Source organism: Kitasatospora sp. cg17-2 (genome assembly GCF_054031055.1).
The window spans coordinates 7501571-7523547 of the sequence record NZ_CM132923.1 but is presented as its reverse complement, the minus strand read 5'-3'; the positions used below and the strand labels follow the sequence as shown (position 1 = coordinate 7523547).

The following is a 21977-nucleotide window of genomic DNA, read 5'->3' as shown; positions in this document are numbered from 1 at the left end:
GGCCGACGGACCGGCACAGCGACAGACACCACCATCGGCGCCGCCACCGGGGGCCGCCGAGACGAGGACATTCCCCGTGATCAGATTCGACGGCGCGGGCAAGCGCCACCCCGACGGCACGGTCGCCGTCGAGGGCCTCGACCTCGACGTCCCCACCGGTCGGACGACCGTCCTGGTCGGCCCGTCCGGCTGCGGGAAGACCACGCTGCTGCGGATGGTCAACCGCATGGTCGAACCGACCTCGGGGCGGGTCCTGCTGGACGGCTCCGATGTGGCGGCGCTGGACCCGGCCAAGCTGCGGCGCGGCATCGGCTACGTGATCCAGCAGGCCGGGCTGTTCCCGCACCGGCGGGTGATCGACAACATCGCGACGGTCCCCTATCTGCTCGGCTGGGACCGGAAGAAGGCCCGCGCCCGGGCGGCCGAACTGCTCGACCTGGTGGGGCTGGCACCCGAGACCGCCAAGCGGTACCCGTTCCAGCTCTCCGGCGGGCAGCAGCAGCGCGTGGGTGTCGCGCGGGCCCTGGCCGCCGACCCGCCGGTGCTGCTGATGGACGAGCCGTTCAGCGCCGTCGACCCGGTGGTCCGCGCCGGGCTGCAGGAGGAGTTGCTCCGCCTCCAGTCCGAGCTGCACAAGACGGTGCTGTTCGTCACCCACGACATCGAGGAGGCGGTCCGGCTCGGCGACCAGGTGGTGGTGCTGCGCGAGCGCGGCCGGATCGCCCAGCTCGCCGATCCGCACACGCTGCTCACGGCGCCGGCGGACCTGGACGTCGCCGCCTTCCTCGGCCGGGACCGGGGCCTGCGCGGCCTCGGGCTGAGACCGGCCACCTCGGTCGTCGTCCGGCCGATACCCGGCGGTCCGGGCGAGGACGCCCGGCGCTCGCCGCACGGGATCCGGTTCGGCGGCTGGGAGCTGATGCTGGACGACGGGCGGCGGCCGATCGGCTGGATCGACCGGGACGCGGTGGGCGCGGCCCTGGAGCCGGCGCCCGGGTTCCGGCCGGACGCCGACACCCTGCGCGCCGCCCTGGACGCGGCCGTGCTGTCCCCCACCGGGATCGCCGTCGCCGTGGACGCCGAGGGCCGCGCGCTCGGTACGGCCGACCGCGAGGCGGTGCTGGCCGCGCTCGCGACCCGCCCGCCCTCCACGAACGGGGCGCGGCAGGCCGAGAAGGCAGAGGCCGCGACGGGCGCGACGAGCGACAAGGCTGAGGCCGCGACGGGCGCGACGACCGCGACGAGCGACAAGGCAGAGGCCACGACGGCCACGGCAGCCACAACGGCCGAGACGGACGGAGCCGGCGGTGGACGATGAACCGATCGTCCGCTGGTACTGGATCGGCGACCACCTCGGCTACCTCGGCGACCTGCTCGCCGACCACGCCGTCATCGCCCTCGTCCCGGTGCTGATCGGCCTGCTGCTGGCGCTCCCGCTCGGTCTGGCCTGCACCCGGTTCCCGCGCCTCTACCAGCCGCTCGCCGCCGTCTTCAACATCGTCTACGCCCTGCCCTCGCTGGCCGTCTTCGTGGTGCTCATCCCGTACACCGGGCTGGCCACCCAGGCCACCGTGATGATCCCGCTCACCTTCTACGCGGTGGCCGTGCTGCTGCCGACCACGGTGGACGGGCTGCGCGCCGTCCCCGACCCGGTGCGGCAGGCCGCGACCGCGATGGGGTACGGGCCGTGGCACCGGCTGGCCGCCGTCGAACTGCCCGCCGCCGTCCCCTACCTGGTGGCCGGTCTGCGGGTGGCGGCCGTGTCCAGCATCTCGCTGGCCTCGGTCGGCGCGCTGGTCGGCCGGGGCGGCCTCGGCTATCTGTTCGTCGACGGCTTCCAGCGCACCTTCCCGACGCCGATCGTGGCCGGGATCGTCCTGATCGCGGTGCTCGCCCTGGCCGTGGACCTGCTGCTGGTCGGCGCCCGCCGGCTGCTCGCGCCCTGGGCCGTCCGGGAGAAGGGAGCCGGGCAGTGAACTGGTTGACCTGGCTGGGGGACTTCTTCTCCGACCCGGACCGCCGCAGCGGTTCGAACGCGATCGCCCACCGGATCGCCGAGCACCTGCTGCTCTCCGGCGAGGCCCTGCTCTGCGCCGCGCTGCTGGCCGTCCCGCTCGGGCTGCTGATCGGCTACACCGGGCGCGGCGTCACCGTGGTGACGGCGATGGCCGGCGCGGCCCGCGCGCTGCCGACGCTCGGGCTGGTGACGCTGGCGGTGCTGCTCGCGGGGGTCGGCGACACCGCCGTGCTGGTGCCGCTGGTGGCGCTGGCGGCCCCGCCGCTGCTGGTCGCCGCCGTCGAGGGGGTCCGGGGCACCGACCCGGACGTGCGGGACGCGGCCCGGGGTGTCGGTCTGACGCACCCGCAGGTGCTGTGGCAGGTCTGTCTGCCGTCGGCGCTGCCGACCCTGCTGGCCGGTTTCCGGACCGCGACCGTGCAGGTCATCGCGACCGCGACGGTGGCCGCGTACGTCGGGCTCGGCGGCCTCGGCCGGTACGTCGTCGACGGGCTGGCCACCCGGGACTACGCGGCGACGGTGGGTGGCGCGCTGCTGGTCGTCCTGCTGGCCGTCGCGGCCCAGGCGTTCTTCGCCCTGCTGGCCCGGTACGCGCTGCCGCCCGGTCTGCGGGCGCAGCGACGGGCCTCGGACCGCCGGTCGTCGTGACCGCCCGTTCTTCGCCTTCCCTTTCCCCTGCTTCCGGTTCCGGTTCCGGTTCCGGCCCCGCTTCGGGTATCGCCTTCGTTCCGGACCCCGGGACGCCGTTCGTTCCTTCCCGATGTGACCACCCCGAGAGGAAACCTGTCACCATGTCGACATTCACCCCCGTGAGCGGTTCCGCGACCCCGAAGCCGGCCGCCGCGGCCCCGGTGCGGCGGACCGCCTCCGCGGCGGTCCTGGCCGTGCTCGCGCTCGCCGCGACCGCCTGCTCCTCCTCCGGCGGCGACCCGCTGGGCGGCGGCGCCTCGACCTCGGCCGCGGGCGGCGCGCCGACCTCGGCGGCCGGCGGCACCGGCACCTCCGCGGCGGCCGCCCCCGGCGGGACGGTCGTGGTCGGTTCCGCGAACTTCCCCGAGAACGTGCTGCTCGGCTCGATCTACTCCCAGGCGCTCCGGGCCAAGGGCGTCAAGGTCGAGGAGAAGTTCAACATCGGCAGCCGCGAGGTGCTCTACGGGCAGCTGCAGAGCGGCAGCCTCTCCGTCCTGCCCGAGTACAACGGCGCGCTGCTCGCCTACCTGGGCGGCAAGTCGGCCGACCCGACCTCGGCGGCGGTCAACGCCGAGCTGACGAAGACGCTGCCCCCCGCGCTCGGGATCCTGGAGTCCTCGCCCGCCGAGGACAAGGACACCCTGAGCATCAGCCAGGAGAGCGCCGACAAGTTCGGGCTCAAGACCATCGCGGACCTCGCCGCCAAGGCGGGCGAGTTCACCATCGGCGGTCCGCCGGAGTTCAAGTCGCGGCAGGAGCAGCCGCTGAAGGACGTCTACGGCCTGACGTTCAAGGAGTGGAAGTCGACCGGCGAGACCACGGCCAACGCCGTGAAGGACGGTTCGATCCAGGTCGGCAACGTCTTCTCCACCGATCCGAAGATCACCCAGCTGAAGCTGGTCCCGCTCGCCGACCCGAAGAACCTGTTCGGCGCCCAGAACGTCACGCCGCTGGTCAACAAGGCCAAGATGGACACGACGACGACCGGTGCGCTCAACGCGGTGTCGGCCAAGCTGGACACGGCGGGGCTGCTGGCGCTGATGAAGAAGGTCGCGGTGGACAAGGAGGACCCGTCGGCGGTGGCCAAGGACTGGCTGAAGAGCAACGGTCTGTCCTGACCTCGGGGTCGGAGGGGAGCCGCCGCGGGGCGGGACCGGTCGGGAGGACGGTCCCGCCGCGCGGCGGCTTCCGCGTTCGGGGGCCGGGGCGGGGCGGCGATCCCGGGTCCGACAGATCTTCCTTGAAAGGCGCGGACATGACAGTGTGACGGCATGCGCACTCGCCTTCTCGCCGCCACCCTCACGGCATTCGCCGCGGTGAGCCTCGCCGCGTGTTCCAGCTCCGGCTCGGGCTCCGGCACCACCGCGGCCGGCAGCCCGGCCTCCGGCTCCCCCGGCGTGTCGGCCACCGCGACCGACCCCGGACCCGCCCCGGGAGCCACCGACACGCCCGGCACCGGAGCCACCGGCACGGCCGGCAGCACCGCGGGGTCCGGCCCCGGCGGAACGGCCGGCGGCTCGGCCGGGACGACCGCCGGAACGAGCTCGGGAGCGGGCACCGGAACGACCGCCGGGGCGACCGGGTCCGCGACCGCGAACCCGCCCGCCCCGGCCGCCACCGGTCCCGCACCGGCCACCGGCGCCCCCGACGGCTCCCCGGCCCCGGCCGACCCCGGCAAGCCGCCGGCCGAGCCCCCGGCCACGCCGAAGCCGGCGCCGCCCACCGACGCGGGACTGCCCGGCAAGCCCGCCGCCGATGTCACGGCGCAGCTGGTGGCCGCCCTGGACGCGATCGATCCGGCGATCGTCGGCGGCAAGCCCGAGCAGGCCGTCGAGCGGGCCCGCAGCCAGTGCCAGTCGATGTACCAGTTCCCGAAGGACCGGGCCAAGTTGATCGACCTGGCCGACCAGCGCTTCACGGATCCCGCCCATCCCCAGGGTTTCGGGGCCGAGAAGGCGGAAAAAATCCTCGACGCGCTGCGCACCGTTCTCTGCCCGTCGGTCTGAGTCGGGCCCGACGGGCCCCGATCGGCCCGGTGTCCTGAGCGCCGGGCCCGCCGTGGCCGCGCGCGACGACCACCCGCGCGGCCACGGCACACACCTGCCACCGGCTCAGACGTAGCTCCAGGCGGTGTCCTTGTCGTCGGACGAGACGAAGTCCATGGCTCCTCCTTTCCAGGCGTAGAGAGGCGTACGGGCGTACGGGTTTACGGGCGTACGGGCACGGGCGTCGGCGCGGGGTGCCGGCGGACCGGCGCACCTGCGGACGGTCGCGCAGGGACGCGTAGGGACGGAACGGGCAACGGGGCGGCGGACGCGCCCGCGCGCGCCGAACGGTGCCCCGACGGACCGGAATCCGGCCCGACCGGGCGGCGGGCACCACGACGGGCGGGGACCACGGCGCGGGGACGTCGTCACGCGGGGGCGTCACGACGCGAAAGGTGTTCGGGCCCGCCGAGGGACCCGGCGGACCGGGCGGCGGACGAGTGGCGAGGCGAACGGACACGGTCCGGCCGCCGGCCACCGGGGTGGCGGGCGGCCCCCAGGACCCGGGAGCCGGGGGCTCACGCCTGCGGGCGGCAGCCGCCCTCTCTGTCGAGCTTCCAGTCGAGGTCTCGCATGACTCCGATGATGTCCGAGCGTGCGCACCGGTCACAACCGGATTGTTCGACGGTTGACCGATCCTCGGCCAACCTCAGCCCTTCGCTGACGAACTGTTAGGACTCTTGACAGACGAGTGGTCTAGTCCAACCATAGGCATGTCGATCCGACCGGGATGCACTGTGGGGGTGTGACCACCGGCGGCTGAGGCGATGCCCTGCCCTGCTCCGCTCCGCCCCCAGGCCCCGTCACGGCCCATGCGCGCGCCCACGCACGCCGCCCGCCGTGCCCTGCGTCCTCGGGGTTTGCACACCCCCGAACACCGCCCCGCCGTACGGCCGAAAAGCTCCTCCCCCGGCCCGGCACGTCCACCCCGCGCGTCCGCCGAGGACGCCGCGGCACAGCTCCGCACGCTTCACCAACGTCCTGCCCCACCACGTCTGTTGGAGAAACCATGCGTCTACCCAGAACACTCCAGGCCGCCCTGACGGCCTGTGTCACGCTCGTCGCGTCGGCCGGCCTGGTGGCCGGCGCGACGTCGGCGGGCGCGGCGCCGACCGGCCCGGCCGCCGCCGGCACCGCCGCAGCGGCGACCCCGCTCCCCACCCGGGTGTTCGCCCCCTACTTCGAGGCCTGGACCGGCGAGAACCCCGCCACGCTGGCCGCCCAGTCCGGCGCCAAGTACCTCACGATGGCGTTCCTGCAGACCGCCACCAAGGGCTCCTGCACGCCGTACTGGAACGGCGACACCTCGCTGCCCGTCGCGCAGTCCTCGTTCGGCGCCGCCATCGCCACCATCCGCGCCAACGGCGGCGACGTCATCCCGTCGTTCGGCGGCTACACCGCCGACACCACCGGCACCGAACTGGCCGACAGCTGCACCGACGTCAACCAGATCGCCGCCGCCTACGAGAACCTGATCACCACCTACGACATCAGCCGGATCGACCTCGACATCGAGGTCGACTCGCTGGACAACTCGGCCGGTGTCGACCGCCGCAACAAGGCGATCAAGGTGGTGCAGGACTGGGCCGCCGCGAACGGCCGGCAGATCCAGTTCTCCTACACGCTGCCGACCACGACGAGCGGCCTGGCCGCCAGCGGCCTCGCGGTGCTGAAGAACGCCGTCACCAACAACGCGAAGATCGACGTCGTCAACATGATGACGTTCGACTACTACGACAACGCCGCCCACGACATGGCGGCCGACACCCAGACCTCCGCCAACGGCCTGTACAACCAGCTGGCGAAGCTCTACCCGACCAAGACCCCGGCGCAGCTGTGGGGTTCGATCGGCATCACCGAGATGATCGGCGTCGACGACTTCGGCCCGGCGGAGACCTTCACCCTCGCCAACGCCACCACCGTCTACAACTGGGCGGTCTCGAAGGGCATCAACACGCTGTCCTTCTGGGCGCTGCAGCGCGACAACGGCAGCTGCGCCGGTGCCGCCGCCCGTGACGACTGCTCCGGAATCGCCCAGAACAAGTGGGACTTCACCAAGATCTTCGCGCCGTTCACCAGCAACACCCAGCCGGTGAACGACTTCTCGGTCGGCGTGAACCCCAACTCGGGCACGGTCGTGGCCGGTTCATCGGCGACGGCGACCATCAGCACCGCGGTGGTCTCCGGTTCGGCGCAGAGCGTCAACCTCACCGTGAGCGGCGCCCCGGCCGGGGTCACCGCCACCGTCAACCCCGGTAGCGTGACCGCCGGTTCCCCCGCGACGCTGACCGTCGCCACCACCGCCGGGGCCACCCCGGGCACCTACCCGCTCACCGTGACCGGCACCGCCGCCTCCGGCAGCCACACCGCCACCTACTCGCTGAAGGTGACGAGCACGCAGCCCGGCAACGACTTCTCGGTCGGCGTGAGCCCCGCCACCGGTTCGGTGACCGCCGGCTCCTCGGCGACCGCGACCGTCGGCACCACCGTGGTCTCCGGCTCGGCGCAGAGCGTCAACCTCACCGTGAGCGGCGCCCCGGCCGGGGTCACCGCCACCGTCAATCCGGGCACCGTGACCGCCGGCTCCTCGGCGACCCTCACCGTCGCCACCACGGCCGCCACCACCCCGGGCACCTACCCGCTCACCGTGACCGGCACCGCCGCCTCCGGCAGCCACAGCAGCACCTACACGCTGACCGTCACCGGCGTCACCCCGCCCGGCGCGATCGTGAACGGCGGCCTGGAGACCGGCAGCCTCGGCCCGTGGACCTGCCAGACCGGCGGCAGCGTGGTGAGCACCCCGGTCCACTCCGGCTCCTACGCGCTCCAGGCGGCGGCCACCGCCTCCCAGAACGGCCAGTGCTCGCAGACCGTCACCCTGGCGCCCAACAAGGCCTACACCCTGACCGGCTGGGTCCAGGGCAGCTACGCCTACGTCGGCGTGAGCGGCGGCGCCACCGGCTCGACCTGGACCAGCGCCTCCGGCTGGACCAAGCTCAGCGTCCCGTTCACCACCGGCGCCTCCGGGACCGTCACCGTCTACCTGCACGGCTGGTACGGCCAGGGCAGCGTCTACGGCGACGACTTCTCGATCGCCTGACGGTCGGACCGGGCGCGCGGGCCAGTACTCGCGCGGGCCAGTACTGAAGGGCGCACGACGGTAGCCGGCTGAACGCCGGCGTCGGTCCCCGTCCACCGGCCGGCCCCGCCCCACTCCCCCGCCGGGGTGCCACGACCACACTGGTCGTGGCACCCCGGCGGACTCCGTTCAGCGGCCCTCCGGCGACCGGGAACGGCCGGGGCCGGACAGGGGCCGGGGCCGCAACGGCTATGCGGCGGCCGGCTCCGGCGCGTCGGCCGGGGCGGTCCGCGCGGGCCGCAGGAGCAGCAGGTAGGACGCCGCGGAGAGCACCGCGCAGCTGAGCACGACGACCGCGAGCAGCACCGCCGACGGGCTGCCGCCGAGGCTGCTGAGCGGGGCCACCACGGCGCCGCAGAGGAAGGTGCCGGTACCGAGGAGCGCGGAGGCGGAACCGGCGGACTGCGGGGCGACCAGGCTCAGCGCGCGGGCCGCCGAGTTCGGCAGGACCATGCCGAGGCTGGCCATCATCACGAACAGCGAGGCGCACACCGCGACCAGCCCGAGGTCCCAGACCGCCGTGACCAGGACCAGCGACACCCCGGCGGCGATCATCACCGCGAGGCCCGTGCGCATCAGCGCCCCGGCGGTGAAGCGGGGTGCGAGGACCCGTCCGTTGAGCTGGGTGGCGCCGACGATCGCCACCGAGTTGAGCCCGAACAGCAGGCTGTAGGTCTGCGGCGACACGTGGTAGACGTGCTGGAGCACCACCGACGAGCCGCTGATGTAGCCGAACAGCGCGCCGAAGGCGAAGGTGCTGGTCAGCAGCAGCCCCAGGAACGGCATGTTGCGCAGCAGCCCGCCCATGGTGCGCAGGGTGCCGCTCAGGCCGCCGCCGCGCCGGGCGGAGGGCGGGAGGGTCTCGCGCAGGGCGGCGAAGGCCACCAGGGTGAGCAGGAGGCCGAGGGCGGCCAGTGCGCCGAAGGTGCCGCGCCAGGAGGTGAAGCGCAGCATCTGGGCGCCGAAGAGCGGCGCGAGGATCGGGGCCAGACCGGATATCAGGGTGATCGAGGCGAGGAAGCGGATCATCGCGACGCCCTCGAAGCGGTCGCGGGCGACGGCCCGGCCGATGACCAGTCCGGCGGCGCCCGCGGCGCCCTGGACGAAGCGTGCCGCGATCAGCGTGGTCAGGTCGGGCGCGATCACGCAGACGATGCTGGCGAGGGTGTAGACGACGAGTCCGGCGAGCAGGGGCGGACGGCGTCCGAAGCGGTCGCTGAGCGGTCCGAAGATCAGCTGCCCGGCGGCCACCCCGAACATCGAGAAGGTGAGGGTGAGCTGAACGGCGGCCGGTTCGGCGACCAGGTCGTCGGCGATCGCGGGCAGACCGGGCAGGTAGAGGTCGGTGGTGAGGGGGCCGAGGGCGACCAGTCCGCCGAGGACGACGATGGCGGCGCGGCCGGTCGCACCGGCGGCGGTCCCGGCGGCGTCGGTGGGGGTGGCGGCGTCGGCGGGGGTGGCCGCGTCGGCCGTGGAGGCCACGGTGGCGTCGGCGGCGGGTGAGGCGGGGGCGGTCGACGTGTCACCGGCAGAGCCGGCGGTCGGACCAGGCATGGGGCTCCTCTCGGAACGAGCACGGCGATCGTGCTCGCTCCGTCCTACCCCAGCGCCCCTGGCCACCGACAGCCGGGGCGGCCGCCCGGCCCATTTCGCCACCGGCCGGGAGCCCCGGTCAGCGCGGGAGGCGCTCGGCGCGGAGGGCGGCCTGCACGGCGGCGCCGTCCTGCCACGCGTAGAGCTGGTTGCCGGTCAGGGTGACCTTGTAGTGGCCGCAGGAGCCGGTGACCTTGGAGGTGATCCCCTCCGGGAACCAGCCCGCCTTGAGCGTGACCGGCGCCAGGTGGTTGCCCTTGGCGGTCGCGGTGGTCGTGCAGCCGGCGGGCAGCCGCCCCTCGGGCACGGTGGCGCGCAGCAGGCGGTCGTCGCCGGTGGTGGACATCAGGTAGCGGACCGAGGAGGCGTTGTCGGGCAGCCAGGTCGGCATCGAGCGGCGGTCGGCCTTGGCCTCGCTGCCGCTGGCGTAGCTGGCCTGCTCCTGGTGCCGGCCGTCGTACCACTCGGCGACCCTCGGCCCGACCGCCACGGTGGCGACGGCCGCGGCCATGCCCGTGCCGACCACTCCGATGGCGATCTTCCCCGCGATGCCGTTCATGCCCCTGTGTCCTCTCCTGCGCCCTGCTGCTCCGCGTCCGCTCCCGTGCGCCCCGTCGGGGCCGGGAGCGGCTCCCCGTTGTCTTCCATCCTGGCGGGCACCCGGGGCCCTGACGTCACCAGGAGGTCTTGATCGACCGCCGTCCTTGGGGGGTACGACCTCCACCTTGAGAGGTACACGGGGGCGACCGTTCTCGGGGTTCACCCCGGTCGAGCCTGGCCCGGGGCCGGTCGGCGCGCAGCCCGGCCGGGGCCGCCCGGGTGCCGTGACGGCGTGTCGCTCACCCGGACGCCGGACCGTACCCGGGCGGCGGTGGGGTCAGGCCGCGGCCGTCGCGGGCACGGCGACCGGGAAGGGGCGGCCGTCCAGCGTCCAGTGCGGGTCGATCGGCCGGCCGAGGGCGGCGTAGACCTGGGCCGCGACGTCGGGGTGGCGGATCTCCCCGGTGGGCGGGGCGGCGGGGATGTCCGGTCCGGCACAAGCTACCCAGGCGGTGCGCTCCTCGACGGTCCGCCCGCCGTGGCCGCCGACGTCCACGTGGCCGTGGTCGGTGACGACGATGACCGTCCAGGCCTCCTCGGCGTGACCGGGCCGGGCGCGGACCGCGTCCAGGAGCCGGCCGAGCCGCTCGTCGGCGGCGCGCATCGAGGCGCGGTACTCCTCGCCGCAGCCGAGGAAGTGGGCGGTCTCGTCGACGGCGCCGAGGTAGACGAAGGAGGCTTCCGGGTCCGCGTCGCGCAGCACGTCCACGGCCTCCCGGGTCACCTCCTCGTCGACGGCCTCCCATGCCTCGGGGGTGTCCTCGGCGGGGGCGACGTAGCAGAGGCGGCCGGGCGCGCGGAACAGCGGTCCGCCGGACTCGCCGATCACCAGCGGGTCCCAGCCGGCCGCGACGAAGGTGCGGCGCCGGTCGCCCCGGGCCAGCCGGGTGGTGAAGTCGGGGAAGACGTCGAGCCGGTTGCCGCCGAGGTGGTTGCCCCAGACGCCGTGCTTGGCGGGCTCCACACCGGTCACGATGGTGGCCCAGCACGGTCCGGACATGGTGGGCGTGGACTCCGCCACCGTCACGGGCGCCAGGAATCCGGCCTCCGCGACCTCCGCGAGCCTCGGCATCGGGACCTGCTCCAGCAGGTCGTACCGGACGCCGTCGATCCCGACGACGAGGACCCGGGGGCGCGGCAGCTGCGGTACGGACATGAGCGGGGCGGTTCCTTTCACGGTGCGGGTGCCGACCGTGCCCGCACCGGGGCGGACGGCGGCGACCGGGCCATGCTCCACGGCCCGCCGAACCGCGGGGTTGCCTCCCGGACAACACGGGATGTCCTGGCCGTGTCCGAACGGCGCCGACCGGTGCCGGCCCGGCGTCGGGCCGGCCCCGGGCCGGGGGTCAGCCCCGCGGGCGGAACTCGTGCACGACCTCGATGCGGCCGACGATGTGCTGGTTGAACTCCGCCAGCTCATCGGCCGGCACCCAAAGCTCCAGGACGGTGCGGCCGCCCGCCTGGCGGACGGGGTAGCGGCTCAGGAAGGCGGTCTCCACCTCGAAGCGGGTGACGTGGCCGACCCCGGAGGCGGGGACGTTCCAGTCCCGCGCGATGCGGATCGCGTAGTCCTCGTTCAGCACCGGGTAGAAGATCGGCTGGTCCGGCAGGCGCGGCGGCCAGGCCCGCCAGTCGGAGGCCGCGACCAGGGCCAGTTCCTCCGGGCCGGTGGGCCGCCACAGCGTCGTGGTCGGCACAGCGTGCTCCACGGCGGGCGCGGTCGGGGTGCCGGTGGGAATGGTCGTGAGGTGGGTCGTCGGGCCGTTCATGAACACGACGCTAGTCATGAACGGCCCGAACGGGAACCGGTTTTCACCGGCCCCGGACACCCGTGCGGCCGGTCAGTGGTACGCGGACTCGCCGGTGATCGCCTCGCCGAGGACCAGGGTGTGGATCTCGCTGGTGCCCTCGTAGGTGAGGACCGACTCCAGGTTGTTGGCGTGCCGCAGCACCGGGTACTCGGTGGTGATGCCGTTGGCGCCGAGCACGGTGCGGGCGCTGCGGGCGATCTCCAGCGCGGCCCGGACGTTGTTGAGCTTGCCGAAGCTGACGTGGGCCGGGCGGGCCGCGCCCTCGTCCTTGAGCCGGCCGATCCGCAGGGCGACCAGGTAGGCCTTCTCGACCTCCAGCATCATCTCGACCAGCTTCTGCTGGGTGAGCTGGAACCCGGCGATCGGGCGGCCGAACTGGACCCGGCTCTTGGCGTAGTCGAGGGCGGCGGTGTAACAGTCGCGGGCGGCGCCGACGGTGCCCCAGAGGATGCCGTAGCGGGCCTCGTTGAGGGAGGACAGCGGTCCGCGCAGCCCCGTGACGCCGGGCAGCACGGCGTCGGCCGGCAGCACCACCTCGTCGAAGGCGAGCTCGCTGGTCACCGAGGCGCGCAGGGACAGCTTGCCGTGCACGTCGGTGACGGTGAAGCCGGGCATGCCGGGCTCGACCAGGAAGCCCCGGACGCCGTCCTCGGTCTGCGCCCAGACCACCGCGACGTCGGAGAGGGAGCCGTTGGTGATCCACATCTTGGAGCCGGAGAGCACCCAGTCCGCGCCCTCGCCGGCGCCCTTGCGGCGGGCGCGGGTGCGCATGTTGGCGGGGTCGGAGCCGAAGTCCGGTTCGGTGAGGGCGAAGCAGCCGATCAGTTCGCCGGCGGCGAGGCCGGGCAGCCAGCGCTGCTTCTGCTCCTCCGAGCCGAACGCGTGGATGGAGCGCATCGCCAGCGAGCCCTGGACGGAGACGAAGCTGCGCAGGCCCGAGTCGGCGGCCTCCAGTTCCATGCAGGCGACCCCGTAGGCGACGGCGGTCGAGCCGGCGCAGCCGTAGCCGTCGAGGTGCATGCCCAGCACGCCGAGGGCGCCGAGTTCGGGGGCGAGTTCGCGGGCGGGGAAGACCCCGCGCTCGAACCAGTCGCCGATGTGCGGGCGGATCCGGTCCTCGGTGAACTTCCGCACGGTGTCGCGGACGAGCCGCTCCTCGTCGGTGAGCAGGTCACCGACGGCGAGCAGGTCGGCGGGGTCGATCCTGGTCGGCTTCGCCATTGAAGCTCCTTGTAGTCTCGGCGGCGCGGACCGGCCGGGGCGTCGGGACCGGTCGCGGCGTTGGGTCCCGGCGAGTATCGCGCACCGGCCCCCGGGACCGTCGGGAACGAGGGAGTGAGCATGTACACAGTCCGGCCGGTGACGGCGGAGGAACTGCTCGGCGCGGCCGAGCGGCTGGGCGGGCTGCTGGCGGACACCGTCGACGGCGGCGCCTCCGTCGGTTTCCTCGCTCCGCTCGACCCCGGCGCGGCGGCCGACTGGTGGCGGGCGCTGGCCCCGGAGGTCGGGGCGGGGCGGCTGCTGCTCTGGGTCGCGTACCCGGAGGCGGGCGCGGGCACCGAAGCGGCCACCGGCACGGGCACGGGCGCGGGCACCGACACGGGCGGGCGGATCGCGGGGACGGTGCAGCTCCGGCCCGCGTCGACCGCCAACGGCCGGCACCGGGCGGAGGTGGCCAAGTTGATGGTCCACCGGGCAGACCGGGGACACGGTCTGGCCGGCCGGCTGCTGACGGCCCTGGAGGAGGAGGCCGTCGGACGCGGGATCCGGACCCTGGTGCTCGACACCGAGACGGACAGCCCCGCCGAGCGCCTGTACGCGGCGGCGGGCTGGACCAGGGTCGGCACGGTGCCGGACTTCGCGACCGACCCGGCGGGGGTGCCGCACGCGACGAGCATCTACTTCAAGGCGCTGCCGGCGGCCGCCGACTCCCCTGGGCGCCGAGCGGTCGCGTCGCTACGATGACCGCTTTCGCACACGGACGAGTGACAAGGGGTGGACCGTGGGACGTTGGGCCGTGGTGGTCGAGGAGACCGAGGGCATCGGGGACGACCGGATCTGGGGCAGCAAGGTGCTCGCCGAGGTGACGGGCACCCGGGAGGACGCCGTCGCCGAACTGCGGCGGCTCGTCCCGACCTACACCCCGCAGCACCCGTTCAACGCCCGGCGGCGCAGGCTGCTGCGGGACGGTGACAGCTACCTGCTGATCCTTCAGGGGAGCATGCGGGACTACCACTGCGTGTTCAGGGTGTGGGAGCAGCTGTGGGACAGCAAGCACCCCGAGGTGCAGCAGGAGCGGCTCGCGGCGGCCGAGGCCCGGGGGGCGGAGACGGGCTGACGCCCGTACCCCCGGCGGGGTCTCAGGCGACGCCGCACAGCCGAAGCGCCGCCGTGGTCGCGGCGGCCGCGACCACCACGAGCGGGAACGGCGCGCGCCGCAGCGCGAGGACGCCCGCGACCAGGACGCCGGCCGGGCGGGCCCAGCCGGCGAAGTCGCGGCCGTCGGTGAGCGCGCCGGTCGCGACCAGGGCGACGAGCAGGACGGCGGCGGCGACGGCGAGCAGGTGGCGCAGCCGGTCGGAGACGGTGAGCCGGCCGCCGAGCAGGGGTCCGGCCAGCCGGAACGCGTAGGTGCCGGCGGCGAGCAGGAGGACGGCGAGCAGGGACATCAGTGGACCTCCTCGGCGAGCGGGCGGGGCTCACCCTCGGCAGCGGAAGCGGCGGCGGCCGGGCGGCCCGCGAACAGCAGCCCGGCCAGGGCGAGCAGCACCGACAGGCCGGCCGGGAGGAACGGGGTGGCGGCCACGGCGACGGCGGCGCCGGTCAGGGCGGCGGTGCGGGTGCGGCGGTCGGTGAGCGAGGGCAGCACGAGCGCGAGCAGGACGGCGGGGAAGGCCGCGTCCAGCCCGAGCGCGTCGGTGTCGCCGATCAGCCCGCCGGCCAGCGCGCCGGCCAGGACGGAGGCGTTCCAGATCAGGAACAGCGCGAGGCCGCACACCCAGTACGCGGCCCGGCGCCGCCGTGGGTCGGGCTGGAGCAGGGTGAAGGCGACGGACTCGTCGGTGAGCAGTTGCGCGCCGAGCAGCCGCCGCCACAGCGGGCCGTCGAGGGTGTCCGCGACGGTGAAACCGAAGGGCAGCAGCCGGGCGTTGAGGACGAGGCCGGTGACCACGGCGGCGAGCGCGCCGCCGCCGGAGAGCACGATGCCGACGGCGGCGAACTGCGAGCCCCCGGCGAAGACGAGGACGGACATGGCGACCGGCACCCAGAGCGGGAGGCCGCCGGAGACGGAGATCGCCCCGAACGAGGCACCGACCAGGGCGTCCGCGAGGCACACCAGGGCGATGTCGCGGAGCGTGGCACGTTCGAGGGTTCGGAGGAGCGAACGCATGTCCAGTAGAGTGAACCCCAACGGTGTCGTTCGTCAAGGCGAACGCCTGGACCTGTGGAGCGAACGCGGATGAGTGGAAGCAGCAGCGGAACCGGCCCCGGATCCACCCCCGGCACCGGCGCCACCCCCGGCACCGGCGCCACCTCCGGCCCCGGCGCCGCCGGGAACGAGCTGATCGGGCTGATCTCGGCGTCGATCCGGCGCGAGCGCGAACGCGCCGGACTGTCGATGGCCGAGCTGGCCCGCCGGGCCGGAATCGCCAAGTCGACGCTCTCCCAACTGGAGTCGGGCGTCGGCAACCCGAGCGTCGAGACGCTGTGGGCGCTCGGCGTCGCGCTGGACGTGCCGTTCAGCCGGCTGGTCGACCCGCCGCGCCCGGTGGTCCGGGTGGTGCGGGCCGGCGAGGGCCCGGTCACCCACTCCGAGCGGGCCGACTACGCCGCGACCCTGCTCGCCTCCTGCCCGCCCAACGCCCGGCGCGACATCTACCGGATCGAGGCCGAACCGGGCGAGACCCGGGCCTCCGACCCGCACATGCCGGGCACCGTCGAGCATGTGCTGCTGGGTGCCGGACGGGCGCTGGCCGGGCCGACCGGGGCGCCCGTCGAGCTGGGCCCGGGCGACTACGTGAGCTACCCGGGCGACGCCCCGCACGTGTTCCGGGCCCTGGCGCCGGGCACCCTCGCGGTGATCGTGATGGAGCACGTCTGAGGACGCCCGGCGGGCCGACCCGTCGGCCGGTCGACCTGGGCCGGAGGGCCTAGAGCTTCAACAGCCGGTCCAGGAACGGGTTGCCGAACACCCGGTGCGGGTCGTGGCGGTCCAGGACGGTGACCGCCTCGTCCCAACCGGCCCCTCCGCCCGCGCGGTGGCTGGCGGGGATCACCCGGTCCAGCATGTCCGCGTCCGCCCAGGCGGCGTCCTCGGTGTAGGCCCAGCCCTTGGACCACTCGACCCGCAGACCGGCCCGGGTGCCGTCGAAGGAACGCAGCAGGGCCTGTTCGAGGTCCCGGGCGAAGCGGTTCAGCCCGGGCGTGCCGGGGAAGCCGAGCACGTCGAGCCAGACCGCGGTGTCCCACTCGGGCCGGTCGGGGCGCGGGCGCAGCGCGGAGAGCAGCGGCGGCCGGGCGCCGGGCACCCCGGAGTACGCCGGGTCGTCCGTGCCGGTGACCCGGATCTCCACCGCGCCGTTCACCGGGAACTCGCCGCGGGCGCGGTAGTCGTCGAGCAACCGCCGGTACAGGTCGGCGAACTCGGCCACCACCCACTGGAGGTCGGCGCGCCGGGCGAGGACGGCGTAGCCGTTCGCGGTGACCCGCAGGGTGGTCGGGCGGACGTACTGGAGCAGGGTGCGGGAGGGGCCCCAGAGGTCGGAGTGCAGGCCGCCGGCGAGCAGGTGGGTGAGCACCTCGCCGGTGAGCAGGTCGCGGATCAGCCCGCCGGAGAGCAGTACGTCGGTGATGTCCCCGGTGAGCCCGATCTTGGCGATCAGGTACTGGAGTTGGCCGAACAGCGGGGCGGATCCCCAGGCTCCGGCGAGGAGTTGGCCGGCCAGCCGGGCGACGGGTTCCGGGATCGAGTCCGAGAAGGGGTAGTTGTAGGGCTCGTCGACGGCGCGGGAGCCGAACGGGCGGTTCGGGGCGAGGCTCCAGGTCTTCAGCCAGGGCCGGTCGGTGTAGGCGAACCAGATCGCCTCGGCCCGGCCGTCGCGGTCGACGAAGTCGGCGAAGGTGCGGGGGCGGGAGAGGCCGCCGAGCCCGGTCGTGGTGCCGGGGCGGGCGAAGAGTTCGGTGGCGGGGATGTCCAGCCGGCTGACGCAGCGCAGCGGGCGGTCGGCGCCGGCCCGGAGCACCACCTCGGTGACGAAGGCCCGGCCGAGGTGGACCAGGAAGGCGGCGCTGTCCGCCTCGGACCGGTCGAAGGTCCGCAGGGTGTAGCGGTCGGTGGCGGGGTCGAGGACGACGGCGGTCAGCCTGGTCACCTGGTTGCTGACCGAGCCGTAGCCGTGTCCGTCGGCGCGCGCTTCGCCGGCGGCGGGGACGGCGGTGCCGTGGCCGCCGATCGCGAGCACGCCGCCGACGGTGAGTTCGCCGGGGGCGGGGACGGCGGTGAGGCCGAGGCCCCGGTCGGCCAGGTGGGCGAGCAGCGCCTCCATGGTGGCGCCGGTCTGGGCGCGGACGGTGGTGGGCGAGTCGGCGGTGACGGCGGTGAGGTGGCGGGTGGTGTCGACCAGCAGCACCCGGGCCGCCTCGGGGGTCCCGTCGGCGACGGTGAGCGGTGCCCAGGTGTGCCGGTACCCCTGGGCGCGCAGGCGCCAGCCGTGGGCGCGGGCCCAGTCGGCGAGCGCCGGGACCTCCTCGGGGGTGCGCGGGGCGCAGGTCCAGAGCTGGTCGGTGCCGATCTCGCCGGACCAGTTCCGGTAGACGCGCTGGAACAGTTCGGTGCCGGCGGGCAGGTCGGGCGGGACGGGGGCGGCGGCCCGGGCGCTGTCCGGGCCGACGGTGCCGCTCACCAGCCAGCCGGTGGTGCCGAGCGCGGCGGAGAGGCCGAGGAGACGGCGGCGGCTGAGGCCGCGGTCGCCCGGCTCCCCGGCCGCCGGGTCGGGGGCGGACGACGGCGCCGCCGGGTCGGGGGCGGCGGCGCCGTCCGGGGCCGGTCCGTCGTGCCGCGGGTGGTGCTGATGGTGCTGATGGTGCTGGTGGTCCGCTGCTGCCGTCATGCCCGCCCCTGTGTCCTGTTGTCCGGTGGACGCGTGTCCAGTGACCTCGGGTCCGGTGGACCCGTGTCCGACGGACACGTGTCCGGTGTCTCCCCCGATTCCGGGTGAGCGTACGAAGCAGCCGCCGGGGCACCCCGCCCCGGCTCGTGATCTTCACTCGAAGTAATGAACCTTGCCGGATTTCCCGGTGGGCTCGTAGGTTGATCGTGATCGCCGTTCCCGAACGTCTCCGGAGGCCTCACCGTGCCCGCGCCCCTGACCGTCGCCGTCGCCCAGCCCGCCTGCGCCGAACCGGGTCGCCCCGACACCGTCGCGGTCAACGTCGAGCGCCACGCCGCCGCCGTCCGGGAGGCCGGCGCCGCCCGGCTGGTGGTCTTCCCCGAGCTCTCGCTCACCGGCTACGACCTCGCCGCGCCCTCGGTCGCCCCGTCCGACGAGCGCCTGGCGCCGCTGGTCGCCGCCTGCGCCGCGACCGGCGCCACCGCCCTGGTCGGCGCGCCGGTGACCGACCCCGACGGCCGCGACTTCATCGCCACCCTCGCCGTCACCGGCGCGGGCGCCTCGGTCGCCTGCCGCAAGACGAACCTCTACGGGAACGAGCCCGAGCGCTTCGCCGCCGCCGAGCGGCCCTCCCTGCTGGAGCTGGACGGCTGGCGGCTGGGCCTGGCGATCTGCGCCGACGCCGCCGACCCCGGGCACGCCGAGCGGCTGGTCGCGCTCGGCGCCGAGGCGTACGTCGCCTCCACCCTGTACGGGGCGGGCCCGGAGGCGCTGGCCACCAAGGCGGCCCGCTACCCGGCCCGGGCCGCGGACAACGGCGTCTGGGTGGTGCTGGCGACCGCCGCCGGGCCGAGCGGGGAGTTCGCCGCCAGCTCGGGCGGCTCGGGCGTCTGGGCCCCGGACGGCGGCGAGGTCGTCCGGGCGGGCACCGGGACGGGCGAGGTGGTGACCGCCGTCCTGGGGTAGTCACAAGCGTCGGGCACAGTGCCCGGGTCCGCGTCCGCCTCCGCGTCCCGCCCGGAAATACCCCGGGCCGGCGCGCGGCTGTGGTCAGCGGAAGCCGAACCCGGCCGGAGCGGGGACCCTGGATCCGCAGGGGTCCCCGGTCCGACCGGGACCGTTCAGGAGGTGCAGCGCACGATGGGTGACGAGCAGTACCGGATCGAGCACGACTCGATGGGCGAGGTGCGGGTACCGGCCGCCGCGAAGTGGCAGGCGCAGACGCAGCGCGCGGTGGAGAACTTCCCGGTGTCCGGCCAGCGCCTGGAGCCGGCGCACATCGCCGCGCTGGCGCGGATCAAGGCCGCCGCCGCGCGGGTCAACGCCCGGCTGGGCGTCCTGGACGAGGAGACCGCCGGGGCGATCGTGTCCGCGGCCGAGGAGGTCGCGGCGGGCCGGTGGGACGGCGAGTTCCCGGTCGACGTGTTCCAGACCGGCTCGGGCACCTCGTCCAACATGAACGCCAACGAGGTGATCGCCACCCTGGCCGGCGAGCGCCTCGGCCGGCCGGTCCACCCCAACGACCACGTCAACGCCAGCCAGTCGTCGAACGACGTCTTCCCGTCCTCGATCCACATCGCCGCCACCGCCGCCGTCAGCCACGACCTGATCCCCGCGCTGGAGCACCTGGCCGAGGCGCTGGAGCGCAAGGCGGCGGAGTTCGCGGGCGTGGTCAAGGCCGGCCGGACGCATCTGATGGACGCCACCCCGGTCACCCTGGGGCAGGAGTTCGGCGGCTACGCGGCGCAGGTCAGGCACGGGCGGGAGCGGCTGCTGGCCACCCTGCCCCGGGTCGCCGAACTCCCCCTCGGCGGCACCGCGGTGGGCACCGGCATCAACACCCCGCCCGGCTTCGCGGCGGCGGTGATCGAGGAGGTCGCGCGCGCCACCGACCTGCCGCTGACCGAGGCCCGCGACCACTTCGAGGCGCAGGGCGCGCGGGACGGCCTGGTCGAACTGAGCGGCCAGCTGCGCACCGTGGCGGTCGGGTTCACGAAGATCGCGAACGATCTGCGGTGGATGGGCTCGGGCCCGCGCACCGGCCTCGGCGAGCTCAACCTCCCCGACCTCCAGCCCGGCTCCTCGATCATGCCGGGCAAGGTGAACCCGGTCCTGCCGGAGGTGGTGCTGATGGTCTCCGCCCAGGTGATCGGCAACGACGCCACCGTGACGGTGGCCGGGGCGAGCGGGAACTTCGAGCTCAACGTGATGCTGCCGGTGATCGCCCGCAACGTCCTGGAGTCGGTCCGGCTGCTCGCCAACAGCGCCCGGCTGCTGGCCGACCGGGCCGTGGACGGCATCACCGCCAACGTCGAGCGGGCCCGGGAGTACGCGGAGTCCTCGCCCTCGGTGGTCACGCCGCTGAACCGGTACATCGGCTACGAGGAGGCGGCCAAGGTCGCCAAGCAGGCGCTGGCGGAGCGCAGGACGATCCGCCAGGTGGTCCTGGACCGCGGGTACGTCGAGCAGGGGCTGCTCACGGTCGGACAGTTGGACGAGGCGCTGGACGTCCTGCGGATGACCCGGCCCCAGCAGTGAGGCCCCCGCGCTGAGGCACCCGCGCTGAGGCCCCGGCACTGGGGCACGCGCACCGGGACACGCGCCCGGGGCGCGGAACGGCGGGCCCGCCGTTCCGCGCCCCGGGTTCCGGGCTTCCGTCGGACGTCAGCTCTTCGCTCGGCCGGCCCGGCCGAGTCGCATCGCGGCTCCGTTCGACGTCATGGTGGCCATCGAGATGGCGGCGAGCCCCAGCAGGAACATGACGCCACCCGCGATCATGCAGGTCACGATGTTCTTGCCCCGGTTCACCTCGCCCGAGACGACCCACGGCGACACGAACGTCCACGCGCCGAGCAGGGTCGCGGCCCAGGCCCGTGCGTGTGTGCGCTCGTACGCCGAGCCGTAGCCGGCCATCAGTACGCAGTAGGCGAGACCGACGATCAGGCAGGTGACCGTCAGCGTGCTGAAGGCGGTGAAGCCGACGATCCACGGCGAGGCCGCCAGGAACAGACCGGCCAGGACGGCCAGGGCCTCGACGGCCTGGGCCCGTGGGGTCAGCGTGACCCGCTCGTAGTGCTCCCGGAGTTCGACGATGTCCGGATGGTGCTCCATGCCCATCGGGATCTGGGTAGACACCGATACCACCTCCTAGTGCTGGAACATGGAGGGCGCAAGCCCAGTACCATTCTGGCGCCGTTGGACCGTTTTGCACCTTTTCGCCGGGGAAGCTACCCTGCCCACCCGCCGGTCCGACCCCTCCGCCCGAGCGGGTGACCTCCGTCTCAACCCCGCCCGCCGCCATTGCGTATGCAACTCGTTGCATAGCAGGATGCCGCCCATGGCACTGGAGCACGCGATCCTCGTCTCGCTGCTGGAGCAGCCCGGTTCCGGCTACGAGCTGGCCCGGCGCTTCGACCGGTCCATCGGCCGCTTCTGGACCGCCACCCACCAGCAGATCTACCGGGTGCTGCGGCGGATGGAGACGGACGGCTGGATCTCGGTCGAGGAGGTCGTCCAGGACGGGCGGCCGGACAAGAAGGTCTACTCGGCGGCCGCGCCCGGCCGGACCGCGCTCGCCGCCTGGCTGCGCGAGCCGGTCGAGGCGGAGACGGTCCGCCACGAGCTCGCCGTGCGGATCCGCGCGGCGGCCTTCGACGACCCCGCCGCGCTGATCCCCGAGGTGGAACGGCACCGGGAGGGCCATGCCGCCCTGCTCGCCCACTACCTCTACGGCGAGGGCCGCGACTTCCCGGCGCCGGACACGCTCGACGCCCGGCAGCGGCTCCAGCACGTGGTGCTGCGCGGCGGCATCGAGTACGAGCGGATGACGATCGCCTGGCTGGACGACGTGCTCGCCACCCTGCGCGAGCTGGCCCCGGAGGCCGCCGCCGCCCCGTCCGACAGCGGGACCGGGACGGACGGCGACACCGGGACCGGCACCGCCGACCCCACCGGCTGACCCCGCGCGCACCC

At 74.4% G+C, this 21977-nt stretch carries 21 protein-coding genes; 12 read left to right on the top strand and 9 right to left on the bottom strand.

Going from position 1 to position 21977, the window contains the following annotated elements; genetic code table 11:
- The first annotated feature begins 76 nt into the window (after positions 1–76).
- The 6 genes from ACW14Y_RS31625 (at position 77) to ACW14Y_RS31600 (ending at position 7852) form a co-directional block, all read left to right on the top strand.
- Positions 77–1318: an ABC transporter ATP-binding protein gene (locus tag ACW14Y_RS31625; protein ID WP_456984301.1), complete on the top strand. Its 1242-nt coding sequence runs from the start codon at positions 77–79 to the stop codon at positions 1316–1318.
- Positions 1308–1976, top strand: a complete 669-nt coding sequence (locus ACW14Y_RS31620) for an ABC transporter permease (RefSeq protein WP_456984299.1) — start codon at positions 1308–1310, stop codon at positions 1974–1976. The genes ACW14Y_RS31625 and ACW14Y_RS31620 overlap by 11 nt, the downstream gene beginning before the upstream one ends.
- Positions 1973–2665 carry an ABC transporter permease gene (locus tag ACW14Y_RS31615; protein ID WP_380304405.1) on the top strand — a complete coding sequence of 231 codons (693 nt, stop codon included), beginning with the start codon at positions 1973–1975 and terminating at the stop codon, positions 2663–2665. Before ACW14Y_RS31620 ends, ACW14Y_RS31615 begins: the two co-directional genes overlap by 4 nt.
- Positions 2666–2826: 161 nt before the next feature.
- Complete coding sequence (locus tag ACW14Y_RS31610; RefSeq protein ID WP_456984297.1) at positions 2827–3825, top strand: ABC transporter substrate-binding protein; 999 nt, start codon at positions 2827–2829, stop codon at positions 3823–3825.
- Between the two features lie 153 nt (positions 3826–3978).
- Positions 3979–4713 carry a hypothetical protein gene (locus ACW14Y_RS31605; protein WP_456984295.1) on the top strand — a complete coding sequence of 245 codons (735 nt, stop codon included), beginning with the start codon at positions 3979–3981 and terminating at the stop codon, positions 4711–4713.
- Positions 4714–5761: 1048 nt separating this feature from the next.
- Positions 5762–7852 carry a glycosyl hydrolase family 18 protein gene (locus ACW14Y_RS31600; protein ID WP_380439978.1) on the top strand — a complete coding sequence of 697 codons (2091 nt, stop codon included), beginning with the start codon at positions 5762–5764 and terminating at the stop codon, positions 7850–7852.
- A 228-nt stretch (positions 7853–8080) separates the two neighbouring features.
- On the opposite strand, the gene ACW14Y_RS31595 is transcribed toward ACW14Y_RS31600, so the two are convergent.
- From ACW14Y_RS31595 to ACW14Y_RS31575, 5 genes are all read right to left on the bottom strand, one after another.
- A complete protein-coding gene (locus ACW14Y_RS31595) occupies positions 8081–9445 on the bottom strand; it encodes a multidrug effflux MFS transporter (protein ID WP_380304464.1) in 1365 nt (454 codons plus the stop codon).
- A 118-nt stretch (positions 9446–9563) separates the two neighbouring features.
- Entirely contained in the window at positions 9564–10043 is a 480-nt protein-coding gene (locus ACW14Y_RS31590; RefSeq protein WP_380304466.1) for a hypothetical protein, read from the bottom strand.
- A gap of 318 nt (positions 10044–10361) precedes the next feature.
- A complete protein-coding gene (locus ACW14Y_RS31585; protein ID WP_380304468.1) occupies positions 10362–11240 on the bottom strand; it encodes an alkaline phosphatase family protein in 879 nt (292 codons plus the stop codon).
- A gap of 190 nt (positions 11241–11430) precedes the next feature.
- Complete coding sequence (locus ACW14Y_RS31580; RefSeq protein ID WP_380304512.1) at positions 11431–11781, bottom strand: hypothetical protein; 351 nt, start codon at positions 11779–11781, stop codon at positions 11431–11433.
- 144 nt (positions 11782–11925) lie between these two features.
- Positions 11926–13116 carry an acyl-CoA dehydrogenase family protein gene (locus ACW14Y_RS31575; protein WP_375921059.1) on the bottom strand — a complete coding sequence of 397 codons (1191 nt, stop codon included), beginning with the start codon at positions 13114–13116 and terminating at the stop codon, positions 11926–11928.
- Positions 13117–13236: 120 nt separating this feature from the next.
- On the opposite strand from ACW14Y_RS31575, the gene ACW14Y_RS31570 reads away from it, so the two are divergent.
- Together ACW14Y_RS31570 and ACW14Y_RS31565 are read left to right on the top strand one after the other, a co-directional pair.
- Positions 13237–13860, top strand: coding sequence for an N-acetyltransferase family protein (locus tag ACW14Y_RS31570; RefSeq protein ID WP_456984294.1), 624 nt, complete (start codon positions 13237–13239; stop codon positions 13858–13860).
- 37 nt (positions 13861–13897) lie between these two features.
- Positions 13898–14233 carry a hypothetical protein gene (locus ACW14Y_RS31565; RefSeq protein ID WP_456984293.1) on the top strand — a complete coding sequence of 112 codons (336 nt, stop codon included), beginning with the start codon at positions 13898–13900 and terminating at the stop codon, positions 14231–14233.
- 22 nt (positions 14234–14255) lie between these two features.
- Here ACW14Y_RS31565 and ACW14Y_RS31560 read toward each other — a convergent pair whose 3' ends face one another.
- Complete coding sequence (locus tag ACW14Y_RS31560; protein ID WP_380304474.1) at positions 14256–14564, bottom strand: AzlD domain-containing protein; 309 nt, start codon at positions 14562–14564, stop codon at positions 14256–14258.
- Positions 14564–15286, bottom strand: a complete 723-nt coding sequence (locus tag ACW14Y_RS31555; RefSeq protein ID WP_456984292.1) for an AzlC family ABC transporter permease — start codon at positions 15284–15286, stop codon at positions 14564–14566. The genes ACW14Y_RS31560 and ACW14Y_RS31555 overlap by 1 nt, the downstream gene beginning before the upstream one ends.
- Positions 15287–15355: 69 nt before the next feature.
- Between ACW14Y_RS31555 and ACW14Y_RS31550 the strand changes: the two genes are divergently transcribed.
- Complete coding sequence (locus ACW14Y_RS31550; RefSeq protein WP_456984290.1) at positions 15356–15997, top strand: helix-turn-helix domain-containing protein; 642 nt, start codon at positions 15356–15358, stop codon at positions 15995–15997.
- A 49-nt stretch (positions 15998–16046) separates the two neighbouring features.
- Here the strand turns inward: ACW14Y_RS31550 and ACW14Y_RS31545 are convergent, their stop codons facing one another.
- Positions 16047–18005 carry a cholesterol oxidase substrate-binding domain-containing protein gene (locus tag ACW14Y_RS31545; protein ID WP_456984289.1) on the bottom strand — a complete coding sequence of 653 codons (1959 nt, stop codon included), beginning with the start codon at positions 18003–18005 and terminating at the stop codon, positions 16047–16049.
- 243 nt (positions 18006–18248) lie between these two features.
- Here ACW14Y_RS31545 and ACW14Y_RS31540 point away from each other — a divergent pair, with 243 nt between their 5' ends.
- Both ACW14Y_RS31540 and ACW14Y_RS31535 read left to right on the top strand, forming a co-directional pair.
- A complete protein-coding gene (locus tag ACW14Y_RS31540; RefSeq protein WP_380384545.1) occupies positions 18249–18971 on the top strand; it encodes a carbon-nitrogen hydrolase family protein in 723 nt (240 codons plus the stop codon).
- Positions 18972–19145: 174 nt separating this feature from the next.
- Positions 19146–20543 carry a class II fumarate hydratase gene (locus ACW14Y_RS31535; protein WP_380384676.1) on the top strand — a complete coding sequence of 466 codons (1398 nt, stop codon included), beginning with the start codon at positions 19146–19148 and terminating at the stop codon, positions 20541–20543.
- A 126-nt stretch (positions 20544–20669) separates the two neighbouring features.
- Here ACW14Y_RS31535 and ACW14Y_RS31530 read toward each other — a convergent pair whose 3' ends face one another.
- Entirely contained in the window at positions 20670–21140 is a 471-nt protein-coding gene (locus ACW14Y_RS31530; protein ID WP_340633305.1) for an SPW repeat protein, read from the bottom strand.
- A gap of 202 nt (positions 21141–21342) precedes the next feature.
- Between ACW14Y_RS31530 and ACW14Y_RS31525 the strand changes: the two genes are divergently transcribed.
- Positions 21343–21963, top strand: a complete 621-nt coding sequence (locus ACW14Y_RS31525) for a PadR family transcriptional regulator (RefSeq protein WP_456984287.1) — start codon at positions 21343–21345, stop codon at positions 21961–21963.
- The last annotated feature ends 14 nt before the right edge of the window (positions 21964–21977 follow it).